General features: G+C 45.2%; 14 protein-coding genes. 6 read left to right on the forward strand and 8 right to left on the reverse strand.

What is annotated here, in order from left to right; translation table 11 throughout:
* The 6 genes from OU793_RS17790 to OU793_RS17815 all read right to left on the reverse strand — a co-directional run bounded on the left by OU793_RS17790 (window position 1) and on the right by OU793_RS17815 (window position 4,832).
* On the reverse strand, window positions 1–1,113 hold the full coding sequence (locus tag OU793_RS17790; RefSeq protein WP_159404058.1) for an ExeA family protein: 1,113 nt from the start codon (window positions 1,111–1,113) through the stop codon (window positions 1–3).
* Window positions 1,085–2,842: a DDE-type integrase/transposase/recombinase gene (locus OU793_RS17795; protein WP_159404059.1), complete on the reverse strand. Its 1,758-nt coding sequence runs from the start codon at window positions 2,840–2,842 to the stop codon at window positions 1,085–1,087. The genes OU793_RS17790 and OU793_RS17795 overlap by 29 nt, the downstream gene beginning before the upstream one ends.
* 6 nt (window positions 2,843–2,848) lie before the next feature.
* Complete coding sequence (locus OU793_RS17800) at window positions 2,849–3,817, reverse strand: MarR family transcriptional regulator (RefSeq protein WP_159404060.1); 969 nt, start codon at window positions 3,815–3,817, stop codon at window positions 2,849–2,851.
* A complete protein-coding gene (locus OU793_RS17805) occupies window positions 3,818–4,153 on the reverse strand; it encodes a helix-turn-helix domain-containing protein (protein WP_159404061.1) in 336 nt (111 codons plus the stop codon).
* Complete coding sequence (locus tag OU793_RS17810; RefSeq protein WP_159404062.1) at window positions 4,150–4,482, reverse strand: primosomal protein; 333 nt, start codon at window positions 4,480–4,482, stop codon at window positions 4,150–4,152. Before OU793_RS17810 ends, OU793_RS17805 begins: the two co-directional genes overlap by 4 nt.
* Before the next feature lie 122 nt (window positions 4,483–4,604).
* The gene (locus OU793_RS17815) at window positions 4,605–4,832 is read right to left on the reverse strand and encodes a hypothetical protein (RefSeq protein ID WP_159404063.1); all 228 of its coding nucleotides are present in this window, start codon (window positions 4,830–4,832) and stop codon (window positions 4,605–4,607) included.
* A 123-nt stretch (window positions 4,833–4,955) separates the two neighbouring features.
* Here OU793_RS17815 and OU793_RS17820 point away from each other — a divergent pair, with 123 nt between their 5' ends.
* Window positions 4,956–5,489: a helix-turn-helix domain-containing protein gene (locus OU793_RS17820; RefSeq protein ID WP_159404064.1), complete on the forward strand. Its 534-nt coding sequence runs from the start codon at window positions 4,956–4,958 to the stop codon at window positions 5,487–5,489.
* Window positions 5,490–6,027: 538 nt separating this feature from the next.
* Window positions 6,028–8,124 (forward strand): methyl-accepting chemotaxis protein, encoded by a 2,097-nt coding sequence (locus OU793_RS17825; protein ID WP_140104008.1) that lies wholly within the window; start codon window positions 6,028–6,030, stop codon window positions 8,122–8,124.
* Window positions 8,125–8,254: 130 nt separating this feature from the next.
* Here the strand turns inward: OU793_RS17825 and OU793_RS17830 are convergent, their stop codons facing one another.
* On the reverse strand, window positions 8,255–10,588 hold the full coding sequence (locus OU793_RS17830) for a YgiQ family radical SAM protein (protein WP_140104009.1): 2,334 nt from the start codon (window positions 10,586–10,588) through the stop codon (window positions 8,255–8,257).
* Between the two features lie 431 nt (window positions 10,589–11,019).
* Between OU793_RS17830 and OU793_RS17835 the strand changes: the two genes are divergently transcribed.
* The 3 genes from OU793_RS17835 (at window position 11,020) to OU793_RS17845 (ending at window position 14,901) form a co-directional block, all read left to right on the forward strand.
* Complete coding sequence (locus tag OU793_RS17835; RefSeq protein ID WP_069547721.1) at window positions 11,020–13,476, forward strand: EAL domain-containing protein; 2,457 nt, start codon at window positions 11,020–11,022, stop codon at window positions 13,474–13,476.
* A gap of 164 nt (window positions 13,477–13,640) precedes the next feature.
* Window positions 13,641–14,327 (forward strand): hypothetical protein, encoded by a 687-nt coding sequence (locus OU793_RS17840; protein WP_005457936.1) that lies wholly within the window; start codon window positions 13,641–13,643, stop codon window positions 14,325–14,327.
* A 373-nt stretch (window positions 14,328–14,700) separates the two neighbouring features.
* Window positions 14,701–14,901, forward strand: a complete 201-nt coding sequence (locus tag OU793_RS17845; protein ID WP_005457961.1) for a DUF4250 domain-containing protein — start codon at window positions 14,701–14,703, stop codon at window positions 14,899–14,901.
* A 20-nt stretch (window positions 14,902–14,921) separates the two neighbouring features.
* Here the strand turns inward: OU793_RS17845 and metR are convergent, their stop codons facing one another.
* Entirely contained in the window at window positions 14,922–15,833 is a 912-nt protein-coding gene (gene metR, locus OU793_RS17850) for an HTH-type transcriptional regulator MetR (protein ID WP_005481610.1), read from the reverse strand.
* 445 nt (window positions 15,834–16,278) lie between these two features.
* Between metR and metE the strand changes: the two genes are divergently transcribed.
* On the forward strand, window positions 16,279–18,561 hold the full coding sequence (metE, locus tag OU793_RS17855; protein WP_140103738.1) for a 5-methyltetrahydropteroyltriglutamate--homocysteine S-methyltransferase: 2,283 nt from the start codon (window positions 16,279–16,281) through the stop codon (window positions 18,559–18,561).
* Window positions 18,562–18,603 lie beyond the last annotated feature (42 nt).

The raw sequence follows: 18,603 nt of genomic DNA on the forward strand, positions 1-18,603 counted from the left end.
TTACAGCTCCTTAATGATTTCTTCGTTTACTTTGTCTTCATCCAGAGAAGCACAAAGGTTCATTGCTTTGGTGATGAGGTTGTTGATTACCTGCGGGTATACTAAGCTTCCTGATTGGTTACGGCGCGTTTGGAGACGTTCTCTTAAGGCTGATGCTGCGGTAGCATCCATGATTTTGTCATAGTCACAACCTGCGCGTTCAAACTTATGTTTCAAATACGCCTCGATGTCGTGATCTAAAGGCGGAACCTCAACGACCATACAGCGACGAATGAACTCACGCAGCTCGTAGTGGCGACGCTCATCAAGACGATGAAATAACTCCGTCTGACCAACAAGTAAGATCCCAAGCAGCTTTGAAAACCCATCTTCCAGCTCCCAAAAACGCTTTAGGTACTTCATAACTGGAATGGTTAAGTCATGTGCTTCTTCAATGATGAGTACGTGACGTTGACCACCTTTGAACGCCGTCATAAGCAAGCGCTCAACTTGTCGAGCCTTAGCTTCCATGCTGCGCTTTGGTGTTTCACTGCTAATATCGTTGATAATGGCATCACAAATCCCTGCCGCTGTTGCACGGGTTTTATCAATGATTTTTGGCTGAATGACAGAGATATCCCCATCATTATGTAAATCATCCAACAGCAAACGGCGCAGAACGCTCTTACCCGCACCAGAATCACCCACTACGGCAAGAATGCCTTGGTTGCGCGAGACGTCCTTCATTGCCGCCAGTACGTAACGGCTGTCTTCGTTCATGTAAATATCACGTACACCACGAATATCATTGATAAACGGGTTACGGAAAAGCCTAAAGTGTTTCATTGCTTCTTGTGTTAACATTTGGTTCTCCAGTTCGATGTCCTGATTGATTTCTTCTAGCTGGGGTTCTGGTTGGTCATTGGTGGCAGCCTCTGACCAACCGCTTATTCCCTCTAGTCCGTTAGAAGCAAAGAATGCCTCTACTTTGTCTGTAAATTCTTGTGCGCGTCGCTTAGGTGGTTCATTTAACCGTACCGCTCGATGTACCGTGCTATAGTTCATTCCTAGATAGTCAGCTAGCGCTTGTATGGTCAGTCCAGCACTATCTAATTGCGCTCTGAGCGTATTCATTACCGCCTTGCTCCCATAGTTCAATCAATGTCTTTAGTTCACTTTCGGTTAGGCCGTCAGGGTGTTGCTTCTTCAATAGCGCTCTGACCGACGCCAGCTCTTCTTTTCGTGGGTTAAACGCTTTTTTAAAGCGGTTTAAAGCCCCTATAATCGTCATTTTCTGCTCGGTTAATGGCTGACCTTCCACACTCATTTCCGTACCGCGTCGAGGCATAAAGAATGGGACAGATTGTTGCTCAATGTCTGCCATCGGGTTGATGTCACCATTAAAAGCAGGCACACGCCCTTTACGCACTTTCTTGATGTCTCGTGGGTTATCGGTGCCCCATGCTGCGGTATCGAGTCGCTTACGGCTGATGTCCGTTTGTGTTTCACGTATCGCCTTGTGTTGTTCGCCGATGATAGGGGCCTGTAGGTTGAAGCCAGCCGCATCACGCTCAATAGGTAACGCTTCATGTGTGTGCTCTTGACCCATGTCATCGATGCTCATCACTCGAATAGCAGGAGTCTTGTAAGGGTTAACAAACACTTTCACTTCGTCACCAGCAATGATGTGTGGAATATGAGCCAGTGAATAATCGAGTGAGGCATACCCTTTAGGCGCAAAGCTAATGCTGAGTTCGTTAGGTCGTACCTTTCTGACCTCTGGCTTCGTTTGTTGCATCATGCTCTTCACCAGCTCTACGTCTTTAATCAATCGAAGCTGCTCTGTTCGGATGGTCTGCCACAGTCCAAAACGACTTGTTTTGTGGCGAGAGTGCGCCTTGAGCGCTTGAAAACCCATCGACCATTTCACAGCATACTGATTCAATTCTTCAATTGAGTTAATCGTCGTAAACGCTAAGCGACTCTCAAAGCGGCGTTCGACAATATTGTGCGTGGACTCCACTTGACCTTTAGCCCAAGGACGACCTGGCGTGTGGGCGATGTGCTTCACTTCCAACATGTCCAGCATATGGCGAGTTTGGTGTGCAATGTTGGCTGAGCCTGCATCCCATATCAGCAACTGAGGGACGCCATACATCAACTCACCTGTATTACGCTCACAAAAAGCCTCAAACAGAAACTTGGTAATGGTCTCCGTGTTTTCACCTGGAGCCACGTAGTAACGTAAGAAGAAAGCACCACTGTAATGGTCGGTTGCAAGGTAACGTAACACGCGCTCATTGACGATACGGTCAAGGTTTTTGGGCTTGTTCTTGTAGAACTCATCTTCTGCCATGACTCGCAACCCTTTGCCACCTTTGAGGTAATACAGCACGCAGATAGACACATCAAATTGCCATGCGTGGTTAGGATAGAGTGAGCGTTGACTTGTTGTCGTTTCCATTGTGTTCAACTGATTTGGGTGTACGCGAAAACGCTTAAATGCCCGTAATACCGTAGATTCAGAAATATCTTGTGAAAGCTGCCCGTTCGCTAAGGCAATATCAATCGCGTCACGGATAGTCATCAATCGTTTTCCGCTGTCGCGCTCACTCTGACGCATTAGGTTAGCCAGTAATTCCGCTTCAGTACGAGTGATTGCCAACTCACCGCTATCATTGCGCTTCTTGCGTCCAGATGCCCAACCCAATGCCGCAAGTTCTTGATACAGCTTATTTTTTGAAATGCACAGATACTCGGTCGCTCTTTGAATAATCGAGCCTTTTTCACCACGGCCTGCACCATCTAGCTCCGCCATTAAGTGTTTTAAGTATTGTGCGCGTTCTAGCTCAAGTGCATTCATACTGGCTTAACCCTCGCTATCCATTAGCAATGCACTTTCTGAATGCCATTGCTCTAGATGTTCGATAACGTGAGCGGCTATCCCCATATCACCAGACAGGCTTAGGAAACGCTCCAATACACGAAACAAGGTATCTTCACACGCTTGATCAATATCCATAGGGTGCTCATTGTCTTGAATCGTTTGAATGGCATCAAAGAGTCGAGCCATTCCGCTGTCTACCGCGAGAGCCGCTATATTCAGTTGCTCTAGCAACTGGCTATTTAACTGTTCTTCCTGTTGGCGAGTTTGAGCTAGTGATAGCGGTGTATCGAGCTTTTTCGATAAGCTATTAATTTTCTTGTCTTTGTCAGCAAGTAAGCGCTCATGTGATTGCTTTTCTTGCGTCAGGCTATTTACTTCTTGTTGAAGGGCTTGCTTCTCTTGACGGTGTTTTGCTGATAACTCTTCAATAATTTCAAGGGCTTCATCACGATCTTGAACCTTTAGGACTTCACCTTCAACGATAGTTGTTAAGTCTTCTTGAGGGAGCTTACGTAAGCGACGTAGATCTTTAGTTGTGACGCCTAGAGTTTGCATTGATTTCAGTGCTCTCTCTCCGAATAAAGACAGATTAATTAAATCTTCATCAACTTTTGACTTTGATGTTCCACATAGCTTACAGAACTCATCCCAAGTACCTTTCAGAATGACTGCATTTTGGACGCCGTCGGCTAAATTTTCTGGTAGGTTCAATGTTCGACCTTTGAGTTCTCTATATCCTTTGGTCTCTTTGATCTCTTTTAATGCAGATAAACTGACGGTCTCGGCGAAAATTGCAAATGACTGCGCCATTTGAACCCTACCTAAGAACATACCAATATCGATACTTGCATTTGCCGAGTTAGAGATGTTTATCGCTTCAGCAGCATTAATTTCTTTTGCATCATCTAAAGCTTGCTGCATTACTGCTAATTCTTTGCTTTCTTCCGACATTTATAGTTCCTCACCAGTTAAATCTTTAAACTCCGCTTCAATAGCTTTTACTTTCTCACGCACTGCATTTCTGTAACTGAATGCCAGTTTGATGAAATGGTTTGAAGGCTTCCATAGCATGTTTTTTTGTCCACCAACTGCATCTACCCAGCCGCTATCGACAAGCACTTGTAAATAACGATGAAGACTGGCTCTAGGGATACCTGTGTGATCCCCTAACTGTTTTAAGCTTGCTCCTTCAACACCTTGAGAGACCATAAATTCTAGAAGGTCGAGTGCTAATCGTGTTGGTTTCAGGTTGTACCCTGATACAGAGTTCTGAAATTTACTCTTCATGATTCATCACCTTTCCGATTTAAAAGTTTATTAAAGGCTCGGTTAAGTCCTGTTCTTGAAGGTGCTCTCACCTTTCCAAATTTCGCTATACAAGCGCTGAGAACATCTTTCTGAGTCATGAACTCCAAATCCAAGTTCATGATGAACTCGTAGAGTTCTCTGTCTGATTCTATTTTTGATAGCTGTCGAGTACTTTTTTGAACAAAGGTAGCTTTTTGTCCTAGAGATAGGGATATAGCACCAAGCACATTTCTAACTTCTGACATATTTAACGGATGCAAGATCGCCATAATCTGGTCTTTTGCTTCTTGCTCTTTGGTTGATTTCATTACGACCTCGAATTTTAGTAATTACAAATAAGAATCTTGCGAACTGTTGTGTAAAAGTCATTAATGGACTTCAAAATGAACCACTTATGGCAGCTAACAATCTCTTTTATCTTTCTCATTAATCACTCATTTTCTATGAGAGACAACCCTGCTGCTTCAATGATTTTTCTCTTTAGTTCTGATGACTTAGGCCCATTCCAAATGCCTTTTAGAGCCAATGCAGCAGCTTGACGTTTTACTTCATTATCTATGCACCACCGATGCAGAGAAGTTCCTTTGAGTAGAAATCCTGCTTTTACTTTCGTGTACAGATCATTGTTTTCCGTATTCATATTAATTTGACTTTTCATTTTGAGCCCCTTTGTTATAGTGATAACGTAAATTTTCGTTTTGCATTTTCGGTTCGCATAATGCGTACTTTAGTGGTTCAAAATGAAATGTCAAGTTCAGATTGACATTTAACAGGAGGAAATATGATTCATATCGCAGCAGAAGATGTTCTTGGTAGGTTGTCTTCAAGTCTTGGAACGAAATCAGATCTAGAGTTAGCATCAAAATTAGGAGTGGCAAAGCAAACAATAGCGACTTGGAAAAAACGAGATAAAGTTCCATTGGACAATATTGTTGAAGTAGCTGTTGGATATAAGTTGAGTATTGATTTTTTATTGTTTGGAGAGCACAAAGCGATTTTAGAGAAAAGACCAGATTTCAGACATTGGACAAAGCGAATCGCGGATATAAATTTAGCAAAACTAGTTTATGAAAAACTTGATGAGGAGTTAATGCTTACCGAGCAGGGCTTAAACGGAGAAACACTTTCTACTATCTTATCAGCTATGAACTTTGTAAAAGATATGATTGGAGAAGACGTCGTATTTGACGAAGCAAGACACCTTGGAGAGTTAGAGACGGGCGTTATTAGGTTTGTCGCACACTATCATGAAATGATGTACATTGCTTCTAACACTATGGTTCTTGGTGAAAGTAAAACGAACAAAGAAAATTAGCCCCTTCGTTAGCTGCTACTATTTGAGCAATATTTGTCGTCCTGATTCCTCCATTAAGGCTATCGGGACGGCAGCTTAAACGTGGGATTACTATCCCAAAACTCGTTCCAGATAAGCCCAAGTCATCCCTGTTAATCCCTAAACCTTATACTATTATCCTGACGCCAGCCCACTATTATCTTGGTTCTATACATGAAGATACTGAATTATTTATGTGACACTGAGCACATTATTAATAATTGCCAATCTTCACAAGTGCACTCGATAGGAAAGGTTCTTACTTTTTATAAAACCATTTTTTAGATATGGTTATTACGTTTAAATACAAACGCTTAGATTCTCTTTTTTGAGATAATTCAATCAAATCAATGGTTTCATGCATAAGCGAAACGCTGCATTATTTTATTTTTATTAATAAAACTACATTTTCTGTTCTTGATCTGTTCACAAACGAAAGTCTCCCATTAACTTTACTTGTTTAAAATCCATGATCCTTCCAATGCTTAATGCCAGATAAAAATCAATTTGTGAGGCTATCATGTTTAACAGTATACGCACTCGAATTGCTGTCAGTGCGGGTGGGGCAATGGCCTTCACTCTATTGATTGCAATGGGTATGACAACCAATGCGTTCACGCAAGTGAATGAACAAATCACTACAAAAGTAAAATCTCAACTGAACGAAGCCACCACGACCGACCTGAGCAATACGGCGATTCAGCAAGGGCTGAATATTTCCAACCAGTTAGAGCCAGTGTTGGCGAACCTAAAGCAAGCGCGTTCAATTATCGAATTAAGCGCAGAGACGACCGCGACGCCAGACATTATTGTTAAACAGTTTATTGCGTCGCTAGAAGCTCAGAACAAAGCTGTGTTTGCTGGTTACATGGTGTGGGAAAAGCCATCGTGGGTTGAGCCAACGATTCAAGACAAAAGCCTTGGCTTTAATAGCGAAGGCTACTTAGCGCCATTCTTTTCGCCAAATTCGCACAACAGTTTTGATGTTGTGGCGATGGATAGCTTTAGTAATACTGAATTAAACAACAACGGTGAGCGTAAAGACGATTGGCACTTGATGCCTTACGAAACGGGCAAAACGTTCGTGATGGAACCGTACATGTATCCGGTTCGCGGCAAACAAGAACTGATCACGACCATCAGCCAACCAATCAAGTTACGTGGCGAGATCATCGGCTCTCTCGGTTTTGATTTGTCATTGAACGAGTTACAAAGCCAAAGTGAAGATTACGCGAGCGACTTGTTTTATGGACAAGGCCGTATTCTGATTTCTTCGTGGAAAGGCATCACACTGGCGAACAGCAGCCAAGCGGATCAAGTGGGCAAGAAAGTCTCTCATGAGTTGGCGTCTCAATGGGCTCGTATTCAATCCATTGCGAAACAAAAAGGCGCAGGCCTTGTGACGTTTGGTGGGGATGAGTATGCGATTACTGCAATTGAAACCAGCGATGCACCTTGGATCGTTATGGTGTCGGTTCCCAGTAGCTTCCTTAAAAAGAACGTGGATGACTACGAGCGATGGAGTGAAGAACAAAGTGCAGAAGCTCTTGAAAAGGGAGTGTGGGCAGGGATTATTGCGGCTCTGATTGGTATTGTTGCGATGACGATGATCGCGACCTCGTTGGGCAAAGTGTTAACTAACTTAGTGGAGCGTTTTAAAGACGCAGCACAAGGCGAGGGCGACCTAACTTACCGCATTGAGGTGAAAGGTAAGGACGAAACCGCCCAACTGGCGCACTGGTTTAATACCTTCCTCGCTCGCATTCAGGAAATGCTTTTAACCGTAATGGCGACGGCAGACCAAGTTGATAAAAACGCAAGTGAAGGCCAAGCTCGCGCGGCGGCTTCGAGAGAGCAACTGAACGTTCAAGTGAACGAAGTCAACTCGCTAGCAACGGCGATTAATGAGATGAGCGCAACCGCACAAGAAGTGGCAAATTCTGCGGTACAAGCAGCAGCAGCGGCAAGCCAAGTTCAAAGCAATAGTGCGAATGGCATGTCGCGTATGGACAATGCTGCAAGCGCGGTGGATAACCTCGCTTCGCAAGTGAATGATGCACAGCACCAGACGCAGAATTTGGTGGCTTCAAGCACGGCGATTCAGGGTATTCTGAGTGAGATTGGTGGCATTGCTGATCAAACCAACTTGTTGGCGCTGAACGCTGCGATTGAAGCTGCGCGTGCTGGTGAAGCGGGTCGTGGTTTTGCTGTGGTAGCCGATGAAGTCCGCAACCTTGCAACGCGCACACAAGGCTCGACAGAAGAAATTCGTGCAATGTTGGCTCGTTTGGAGCAAGAAACGCAATCAATCGTCGTGTTGATGGAGCAAAGCCAGAAACAAGCGGTGGATACCAAAGAAGAAACACAAGCAGCGCAATTGGCATTAGCCGAAATCAACCAAGCTATTGAAGTGATTAATGATATGAATAATCAGATCGCTTCAGCGGCAGAAGAGCAAAGTTCGGTGTCAGAAGAGATCAACCGTAATGTGGTTGTGATTAATGATACGGCGATGGAAGTGATGGATACCATGTCATCTTCTGTAGCGATCAGTAACGAACTGACAGTAAAAGCCAGTGATCTTCACGGTGAGTTGAGTAAGTTCAAGTTGTCTTAATCAAGCGAGTGAGTTCAAGCCAACTCACTCGGTTCATTTCCGGCAAAACAATTGGCGAGAAATATCGAACAAAACAAAAGGGCTCCAGAGTTACCTCTGGAGCCCTTTTTAGTATTCAAGTTCTAATGAACTAACGACGTTTTGGCTTACGTTGACCGGCTGGTTTGCCTTGGCCTTGTGGACGACCTTGGCCTTGCGGCTTGCTACCTGCTGGGCGGTTTGCACCGTTGCCGCTAGGGCGCTGGCCGTTGCTAGCAGGGCGTTGACCACCTTGTACTTTACCAGAACCGTTACGGTTGCCAGATGGTTTACCATCTTTTGAACCGCCTTCAGCGCGTTTGTTCAAGTGGCCACCGAAACCCGGTTGGTTTTTGGTGTGCTTGGTTGCAAAGCGGTTTGCACCGTGACGGCCAGACTTACGACGTTGCGCTGGAGTTTGAGCATTAATATCTTCTGCAGGAACCAAACACGTTGGTTTGTCACCAATCAAATGCTTCTTACCCATGTTGATCAGTGCTTCACGAATTAATGGCCAGTTAGCAGGATCGTGGTAACGCAGTAGTGCTTTATGCAAACGACGTTGACGTTCACCTTTCGCGACTGGAATGTCTTCGCGCTGTTTGTACTTCACGCGTTTCAGAGGGTTAGTCTCTGAGTAGTACATTGACGTTGCGTTACACATCGGCGATGGGTAGAAGTTTTGTACTTGGTCACACTCGAAGTTGTTTTTCTTCAGCCACAGAGCAAGGTTCAGCATGTCTTCGTCTTCTGTGCCTGGGTGCGCAGAGATAAAGTAAGGGATTAAGTACTGCTTTTTGCCTGCTTCAGCACTGTACTTCTCGAACATTTCTTTAAAGCGATCGTACGTGCCCATGCCCGGTTTCATCATCAGATCAAGAGGGCCTTTCTCTGTATGTTCCGGTGCAATCTTCAAGTAACCACCTACGTGGTGAGTTACGAGCTCTTTTACATATTCTGGTGATTCAATCGCAAGGTCGTAACGTACGCCAGATGCGACCATCACTTTCTTCACGCCTTCAACTTTACGCGCTTCGCGGTATAGATCGATGGTGTGTTTGTGGTCTGTATTTAGCTTGTTACAGATGCCCGGGAATACACAAGAAGGACGACGACAGTTCGCTTCTGCTTTTGGATCTTTACAACCTAGGCGGTACATGTTTGCAGTCGGGCCACCAAGATCGGAAATTGTGCCGGTAAAGCCCGGAACTTTGTCGCGAATTTCTTCAATCTCGTTGATGATAGATTCTTTCGAGCGGTTTTGAATGATTCGACCTTCATGCTCGGTAATTGAACAGAAAGAACAGCCACCAAAACAACCACGCATGATGTTCACAGACGTTTTGATCATGTCATACGCTGGAATTTTTGCTTTGCCGTACATAGGATGAGGAACACGCGCGTAAGGCAGGCCAAACACAAAGTCCATCTCTTCGGTCGTCAATGGGATTGGGGCTTGGTTTACCCAAAGTTCACGATCACCATGGCTTTGAAGTAACGCTCGACCTGAGTACGGGTTCGTTTCTAAATGCAATACACGACTTGCATGAGCATAAAGAATGCGATCGTTTCTTAGCTTTTCAAATGAAGGCAGGCGAACCGCAGTTGTCGCAGCATCGTGGCGTGATGGGCGAATCGTGAATGGTTGTGCAACTGGCTCATCTTTTTTAGTTTCACACTGAGTTTCTACTTCGTATGGGTTCTTTGGTACGAACGCTTCCTTACGAGGTTTTTCAATGCGAGAAGAATCGATAACCGTGTAGCCTTCTGGCGCGGCTGGCAAGTTCACGGCTGTACCACGAATATTGGTCATGGTGCTGATGTCTTCGCCATTTGCGATGCGATGCGCTACTTCTACAAGTGCGCGTTCTGCGTTACCGAAAAGTAGGATGTCTGCTTTTGCATCAAATAGTACCGAACGGCGAACTTTATCTGACCAGTAATCGTAGTGTGCAACACGGCGTAGGCTGGCTTCGATACCACCTAAAACAATAGGTACTTCTTTGTAAGCTTCACGACAACGTTGAGAGTAAACCAAGGTCGCGCGGTCTGGGCGTTTGCCACCTTCGTTATTTGGTGTGTACGCGTCATCGTGACGAAGTTTTTTATCCGCGGTGTAACGGTTGATCATGGAGTCCATGTTACCCGCAGTGATCCCGAAGAACAGATTTGGCTTACCAAGCTGCATGAACGCATCTTTGTTTTGCCATTCTGGTTGAGCAATGATACCGACACGGAAACCCTGCGCTTCTAGCAGACGGCCAATGATAGCCATACCAAAGCTCGGGTGATCTACGTAAGCGTCACCGGTTACGATGATAATGTCACAGCTATCCCATCCTAGGGCATCCATTTCTTTGCGACTGGTCGGCAAGAAAGGTGCCGTACCAAAACACTCTGCCCAGTATTTTTTGTACTCATGAATAGGAGTGATGTTATTGGTCATATTTTGCTCTCTGTTCCAGGGAGCGCGAATTATAGCGATTTGATGATCAGGTATCTATAACAAACTCATCTATTCAAGCTCAGTTCAGCGAGTTTTATTTGGTTTGCAGAAATATCATTGTTATATCGACGATTTTTTATCTGATATCCCCTTTGAAGCCTTATGGTTATTAGCCTGCTTAGATTTGTTTGTCGCAATTTTAATACATTTGATAAGCAATGGAATGCTTATTTGAAACTCGCCTATAATCAAATTAGTGCATAGTTAAAAGTGCATGTGCCGAGCATGCTCGAAGCAACATTCAAAACCGCAAGGCTTACCTGTTAACTTTCGAGTCATAACAGAGAACCTAAAGGTTCCTCAAACATCGACTGTGACATTGGGTTTTGAATGGAGAGCAAAAAGGCCGACCAAAATAAGGGGGCTAGGAAATGAGCGAATCACTAACGATTGCACAAGGACAAGTGCAGCATGCAGCCAATCACACTCAGGTCGTGGAATGGTCTTATGACATCTATACTCGTGAGTTTGAATGCGATCAACCAAGCATGGCCAATGCTTTTGGCTTTAAACGTCCGATTAACAGTTTAGATGAGCTGCTTCAATATATGTTGATGGGGCAGCAAGAGGCTTGTCGTCAACGCATTGCGGACGTCGAATTTATGGGTGGGCAAGGGCATTTTTCTTGTTGCTTAATGCCTAATGACGCCAAGCTCATTCATGTCACCATGAGTTTTGAAAAGCTCAACGAGCGGATTGTTCAAGGCACAATCATTCCTCAGCTGACCATCACTGGGTGTGAAGAGCTGGCGAAGATTCTTGAAACCATCTTCGATTTGCCAAACGTCGGTGTACTCGTTGCCGATGAAGACACGCGTATTCTTGGTTGCAATCGCGCCTTTGAGCTTCAGATGGGGTATCAAAATCGCGATCTCGTTGGGTTAAAAACCTACATCTTCAGCACTTCTCACCATAGCCAAGCGTTTTACGATCAGCTTTGGAAACACATTGATGAAGAAGGGTATTGGAGCGGCAATCTTCTTAGCCGCACAGCCAATGGCAGCAACCAAGCGCATCATTTGTGTATCTATCGCCTTACATTCAATTCAGGGCGTGTGCTTTTTCTCGGTTTTTCAACGGATATCTCGGCTTCCCTTTTGTGGATGAAAAATCGTTGTGAGCAAGTGCAAGACTGGTCGGCATTTTTGCCAACCAGAGATGAATTCGAACTTCAATTGGATAACCTTGCAAACGAAAGTGGTCACAAAGACCTCAATATCGTGATGACGCTAAGACCGAACTTTGCCCAGAAATGCATGTTGGAACAGCAGCTAGGTTTTGCGGACTTTATCATGCGCAGTCGCTACACCAGCATTGCGGGGCAGTTGTCGCGAGACGTCTTTGTGGTCTGTTTACAAACGCCACATTGTCAGTGGTTGAGCCCCTTGCGCTTGATTCAAATAGCCATGAAAGGCTTCTTTTCTGAGCTGAGAAGTGAAATGGGGAACAAAATGCACGCTACGATTGTGGAAGGGCAAACCGGGGTTTCTGTTCTTGGGTATGACACCAATAATCCAAAACAGGCACTTGCTCATGCAGCGCAAGCGATGGTGTCTTCGAAAGCTGGAGAAAACGGCTACTTCAACTTTTACAACAGTGAACTTCACGCCGAGTTGGTGAAACGTCAGCATTTGGAAACGTTCCTGAAAACCCAAATTGAAAGTGAGCTGGTGGATGTGTATTTTCAGCCAATTATTGAAACGCGAACCGGCAATGTGGTGAAGTTCGAGGCATTAGCGCGCTTCTATCACGAAAACAGCGAGTACAGCACGCAAGAGATGATTTCCATCATTGAAGACCTGGAGTTGATCGCTGCGCTGGATGACGTTGTTTGCCAAACCGCGCTGAAGCAGTGGCCACATTTGCAAAAAATCTATGGCGAAAATATCGGACTTTCCATTAATCGTTCGTTGAATACCAAGCTGGATTCATTGCAAGTTCTCCAGCGATCGCTCGATTTGATTAAAGCCAGCGATGTAAACCCAAAACTGGTGACTATTGAGTTAACAGAAACCGCGTATTTCGAGCAAGATGAAGAACACGCGTTTGCGTTAGAACAGATTCGCCAAGAGGGTATTCAAATTGCGATTGACGACTTTGGTACGGGCTACTCTTCGTTTTCTTATTTGGAAGAAGGGCAATTTGATGTACTAAAAATCGACCGCAAGTTCGTCAAGAATATTCATGAGGGCAGTACAAGTTATAACATCGTCAAAACCATTACCGATTTGGCACACAAGCTGAACGTCGAGGTGGTTGCCGAAGGTGTCGAGTCACAACGCGAGCTCGAAGTGTTGGCTGGTATTGGTGTTGATTACATGCAGGGGTTCCTCTTTTCTCAGGCATTGCCAGTCGTGCTACTCGATACCGCTCAAGCACATGACACACTTTTTAATGGTGTCATGGTTAAACCGACTCAAGATGCGATGCTGCAGTCGTTATGTCATCACGATGTGCGCCGACTCGACCCAGGTGAACCGCTGTCTTTGGCGGTGGAATACATGAATCTGAGCCCAAGTGCACCTTTGGTGGTTATCAATGAAAACCGCTGCGTTGGGTTGATCACCAAAGAGCAAGTCAACTTGCACATCACGCCAGCGATGGGGACAGATTTAGAAACCGAGCGCGAACATCGACTTTGGAAACGGCCAGTCAATCAGGTGATGAGCACCGCATTTGAGCAAGTTGATGCCTGTTTGCCAGTAGCGGCCATTCGAGATTTGATCAAAGCTGGTATAGGCTTTCCTTGGATCTTGTGCGACGCCAAAGAAGAATATCGTGGGCTACTCACTCAAGATGATGCCTTGCAGTATCTGGCTTCTTGCTAATGACTAGGTCAAGTATTGCTGCACAGGCTTAATATTGAATGCATGAGCATTAAGCCTGTTTGATGCTATTTGGATCGCAAGTTAGGCGGAGAGTTTAGGTGGTTTGGCGATAGGTGATTTGCTATTATCGCCACCCCAAAACGACTTTTGAGCTTGCATTCAACATGATTCAACAATTGCTGGTTACTTTTCCTCCAATGTTATTTGGCGCACAAGCGCTGCTGACTTTGCTTTTGATCAAGGGCGATATTTGTCCGGGTCAGCGAGGTCGTCTCCACAAAATGTTGCCTGCGATAGGGGTACTTTGGCTTGCGGTAGCATCACTTCGTATTGAAGCGTTTATGGTGGTGTTCGCGATTTTCTATTTCTACTCTCAAGTTCAGACCAAGAAAACGCGTGAAAAGGGCCCGTTGTGGGCGCTGCATTTAGCGAATGGTTTGGCGTTTGCTTACGTGAGCATTCAAGTGTTTGAACAGCCGAATTGGCCTGCTTCAGCAGCGATGGCTGTGATGATCTTCTTCTTAGGTGCGTCGTTCTCTCAATTGTTGCTTACGATTGCCCGCAGCCGACTACAGGCGTTCCACCGTATTTTACCTGTAACGGGTATTGTGTCTGGCATGCTATTGGTGCTTGCGACTTTATTTTCATCGTACCAATTGGATGAAGCTACGCTTGCGAGCGCAACGCAGCCGATTTTGATCTCTTTAGCGCTGCTTATCTCTACCATTGTGGTTTGGTGTTGGCATATCTTCACACACAAGGCGCCAGAAAAAGTGCAACTGAGCATTGCTTTGCTGCTTGCTCTTGCTTCCATGACAAGCCTACAAGGTTTGTTTGCTCTGGCTGTTTAACAGTCTGATAGTGAGTTCACGATCTCGAGTGAGCTCACTTTAAATTCTCCAGATCCTGTCTACGCTGTATGTATATACCCAAGTAACCTCGAGATGCTTGGTTCAGCGAGAATGACTTGGTTTGAAGGCGAGGCAACAATTTGAAGATCTAGTAGTTCTAAATCAAAAATTGTTAACAAAGCATGCGAACCAAGACAACTCGCCCTTTGGGAGCGTGTCACTAAAGCAATTTCATCGTCAAAAAACTTGGAAATAGCTGGCTATTCCGCAGCGTTGTTTTCCTTGAACTTTAATTAGTGACAACGCTCTGAACTCTACATCTTGAAGTCACTTTGGTATATACCTTGATACGTTGTCGAAGAGGAGTGTCGCGATGGATTTAAGCAATGTAGGCAATCTGGATAGCATCATTTTGTTGGGTATCGTCAACGAAAAACTACGCTTAGAGTGCGACAGTTTTGACGAGTTGGCTTCGGTCTACGAAATGGATGTTGAGTCGGTGGTGGGCAAACTTGATATGCTTGGTTATCAGTACGACCCACTCACCAATCAATTCAAAGCGTACGAACGCTAGTCTTAATCGATTCCTTGTTGTTAAGCCATCTTGATGCCGTCAAGATGGCTTTTGCATTGTTGTCTCGCCGTCGCAAAGAAGGCTTGCAGATAACGCTTATCTTTTTCAGAGTTACGCGTTGCTGCGAACAGACGACGCCACAAACCTTTGCCAAATGGTTTACTGGTGATTAACCCCTGACGAGAAAACTCGGATATCGCCCAGTTTGGCAGCGCCGCAACGCCCAACCCTGCGGAAACCATTTGCACCAGCATTAAGGTATTGTCCGCTTGCTTCCATCTGGCAGGCTCGACGCCGGCTGGCTGCAAGAAGTGCTTAACAACGTCCAATCTTTGTTTCTGAACCGGATAAGAGAGCATAGTTTGATCGGCAAGATCTTGTGGTTCGATAATTTCTTTGTCAGCTAATGGATGATTGGTCGCAGTAATTAGGCGCATTTCGAAGTCAAACAACGGTTCATAATGTACCTCAGAACGAGGTTGAATATCCGACGTGATAACGAGATCTAACTCGCCAGCCAACAATGCGGGTAAGGGCTCAAACCCAAAGCCGGACGAAAAATCCAACGTGACGCTTGGCCACGCCAATTGATATTCCCTTAGAGCAGGCATGAGCCATTGGAAGCATGAGTGACATTCGATAGCCATGTGTAATCGACCGTTGACGTCCTCTTTCAAACTTGCCAGTTCGTTTTCTGCTCTTGCCAGCTTTGGCAAAATATCTTCTGCGAGGCGCAAGAGAATTTCACCCTCAGAGGTAAATTTTACTGGGCGAGTTTTGCGTAAAAATAACTGACCGCCAATACGAGATTCGAGATCTTTGATTTGGTGAGAAAGAGCGGATTGCGTTAAGTGCAAGGCAGTAGCCGTAGCAGTTAACGAGCCGGTGTCTCGAAGCGAAGTTAATGTTCGCAAATGTTTTAGCTCTATCATGAATCCCTTTCATCCTTTGTGGTTCGCCGTGAACGAATTCCTATCCCAGTCAATGACGTCTTAATATGGTTTCTTAATGCTCTGTCTTGTTGAAATACTCAATAGCTACTTTGAATTTTTGATTTAAGAATAAATACTTATCAAACAAATCCACTTCACTCGCAAGCAATTTTTTATTGCTGTTAAAACGTATTGATTGACTGCGACAGACATAACTAACTTAACGACAAAAAATGGATATGTAAACGTCTAGACGTCTATTGTTGTGGTTTATTTGCGAATGAAATCGACCCATGATGAATTTTTTTAATAAACAAGTTGAATAAATGGACGTTGTCCAAACGACAGAGGAGAGAGATAGTTTAGCCATCCAGACATCTTGTGAATTTAGAGAAAGATGCTCTGACCTAAACAAATTGAACAAGATTGAAAAAGGAATAGGGACATGGCTACAACAACGCACATACTCGGTTACCCACGCATCGGTGAAAAACGAGAATTAAAATTCGCTCAGGAAAAATACTGGCGCGGTGACATCGATCAAACAGAACTTAAAAAAGTTGGTGCAGATCTGCGCGCTAAAAACTGGCAAACACAAACAGAGGCTGGTTTAAGTTTTACTACCGCTGGCGACTTCGCTTGGTACGATCATGTATTGACGACGACGTTGCTATTGGGTCACGTGCCAAAACGTCACGCAGGTGGTTTTCCTAATCTCGATACGCTATTCAAAGTGGGTCGTGGTCAATCTCAAGCGGGTTGTGGTTGTGCGGGTGCAGCAGCATCGGATATGACTAAATGGTTCAACACAAACTACCACTACATCGTACCTGAATTCAGCAAGGACGATACGTTTGAAGTGAGCTGGCCGCAACTGTTTGAGGAAATCAACGAAGCAGTACAAGCCGGGCATAAAGTGAAGCCGGTATTGCTCGGCCCAGTTAGTTATCTTCACTTAGGTAAAGAGGTAGAAGAAGGGTTCGATCGCCTGACGCTACTGCCACGATTGCTTACGGCTTACCAAGCTATTTTGGCTAAGCTGGCGAGCCAAGGTGTTGAGTGGGTTCAGATTGATGAGCCGATTTTGTCGCTTGAGCTAGAAAAACAGTGGGCTGACGCGTTCAAGCTGGCATACCAAGTGATTCGTAGCGATGTGAAAGTGCTGCTAACGACGTACTTCGATTCTGTCACCGATACCCTAGACAAAATTGTTGAGCTGTCAGTGGACGGTTTGCACGTTGATTTGTCTGCCGCGCCTCAACAGCTTGACGACGTGGTTGCCAAACTACCAGAAGGTTGGGTGCTTTCTGCCGGAGTTGTGAATGGTCGTAACGTGTGGCGCTCGGATTTGAGTGCGCAACTTGAACGTCTGCAGCCAGTCAAAGAGAAATTGGGCGACAAGCTTTGGGTGGCGAGTTCATGCTCTCTATTACATAGCCCAGTTGATCTGGAACTGGAAACAGAGCTAAGTGAAGAAGTGAAAAGCTGGTTTGCATTCGCAAAACAAAAAGTGACAGAAGTCGCTTTGCTTGGCCGAGCACTCGACGGTGATCAAAATGCGATTCTCGCTTGTGATACCTATAGCCAGCCAATCAAAGCACGTAAAACGGCAACACATGTGAATAAGCCCCAAGTGCAAGCTCGTTTAAACAATATTACAGCGTCACTTGCCGAGCGCAGCGCACCTTACGCGGAGCGTGCTGCGCATCAAGCTGAAGTGTTGGGTTTACCTTTGCTGCCAACCACGACAATCGGCTCTTTCCCTCAAACGGGTGAAATCCGTGTTCAGCGCAGTGCTTATCGTACTGGTCAGTTATCTGAGTCAGACTATATCCAAGCACTTAAAGGACACATTGCGGATGCCGTAAAACGCCAAGAAGCGCTCGACCTAGATGTACTTGTGCATGGTGAAGCAGAACGTAACGACATGGTGGAATACTTCGCGGAGAATTTGGCGGGCTTCCAAACGACGAAATTTGGTTGGGTGCAGAGTTATGGCTCGCGCTGTGTGAAACCAGCCATTGTGGTTGCCGACATTGAGCGTGAAAAGCCGATTACGGTTGAATGGTCGACGTACGCACAATCGCTAACCAGCAAGCAGATGAAAGGCATGTTAACTGGCCCTGTGACGATTCTATGTTGGACGTTCCCGCGTGAAGACATCACACGTCAAGAAATCGCGCAACAACTGGCATTAGCACTGCGTGATGAGGTTTCTGATTTGCAAGATGCAGGCATCAATATCATTCAAATCGATGAGCCTGCGATTCGTGAAGGTCTGCCGTTGAAAAAGCGTGATCACAAAGCGTATTTAGAATGGGCGGTGAATGCATTTAAGATCTCAGCAGCGAGTGCAAAACCAGAAACTCAGATTCACACTCACATGTGTTACAGCGAGTTCAATGAAATCATCGATTCTGTTGCAGCGCTCGATGCAGATGTGATTACCATTGAAACGTCACGCTCAAATATGGAACTGCTTAAAGCGTTTGAAGAGTTCAATTACCCGAACGAAATCGGCCCAGGTGTTTATGACATTCACTCACCAAATATTCCGACGGAAGAGTGGATTGAAGGCTTAATCAAGAAAGCGGCAGAAAAGATTCCGGTACAACGTTTGTGGGTAAACCCAGACTGTGGTTTGAAAACACGTAACTGGGCAGAGACGGAAGCTGCACTTGCCAACCTAGTGTCTGCTGCGAAGAAGCTTCGCGCAGAGCTTGCATAAGATAGCTCGTCACCAATAAAAAAGCGGAGACCATCGTCTCCG

It is taken from the genome of Vibrio sp. VP6 (genome assembly GCF_028823755.1).
GTDB lineage: Bacteria > Pseudomonadota > Gammaproteobacteria > Enterobacterales > Vibrionaceae > Vibrio > Vibrio parahaemolyticus.

Bases quoted from the DNA above. Each gene is read 5' to 3' on its own strand.
- OU793_RS17790 (WP_159404058.1), bottom strand. From the start codon at position 1,113: ATGAATACGCTCAGAGCGCAATTAGATAGTGCTGGACTGACCATACAA.
- OU793_RS17795 (WP_159404059.1), bottom strand. From the start codon at position 2,842: ATGAATGCACTTGAGCTAGAACGCGCACAATACTTAAAACACTTAATG.
- OU793_RS17800 (WP_159404060.1), bottom strand. From the start codon at position 3,817: ATGTCGGAAGAAAGCAAAGAATTAGCAGTAATGCAGCAAGCTTTAGAT.
- OU793_RS17805 (WP_159404061.1), bottom strand. From the start codon at position 4,153: ATGAAGAGTAAATTTCAGAACTCTGTATCAGGGTACAACCTGAAACCA.
- OU793_RS17810 (WP_159404062.1), bottom strand. From the start codon at position 4,482: ATGAAATCAACCAAAGAGCAAGAAGCAAAAGACCAGATTATGGCGATC.
- OU793_RS17815 (WP_159404063.1), bottom strand. From the start codon at position 4,832: ATGAAAAGTCAAATTAATATGAATACGGAAAACAATGATCTGTACACG.
- OU793_RS17820 (WP_159404064.1), top strand. From the start codon at position 4,956: ATGATTCATATCGCAGCAGAAGATGTTCTTGGTAGGTTGTCTTCAAGT.
- OU793_RS17825 (WP_140104008.1), top strand. From the start codon at position 6,028: ATGTTTAACAGTATACGCACTCGAATTGCTGTCAGTGCGGGTGGGGCA.
- OU793_RS17830 (WP_140104009.1), bottom strand. From the start codon at position 10,588: ATGACCAATAACATCACTCCTATTCATGAGTACAAAAAATACTGGGCA.
- OU793_RS17835 (WP_069547721.1), top strand. From the start codon at position 11,020: ATGAGCGAATCACTAACGATTGCACAAGGACAAGTGCAGCATGCAGCC.
- OU793_RS17840 (WP_005457936.1), top strand. From the start codon at position 13,641: ATGATTCAACAATTGCTGGTTACTTTTCCTCCAATGTTATTTGGCGCA.
- OU793_RS17845 (WP_005457961.1), top strand. From the start codon at position 14,701: ATGGATTTAAGCAATGTAGGCAATCTGGATAGCATCATTTTGTTGGGT.
- metR (WP_005481610.1), bottom strand. From the start codon at position 15,833: ATGATAGAGCTAAAACATTTGCGAACATTAACTTCGCTTCGAGACACC.
- metE (WP_140103738.1), top strand. From the start codon at position 16,279: ATGGCTACAACAACGCACATACTCGGTTACCCACGCATCGGTGAAAAA.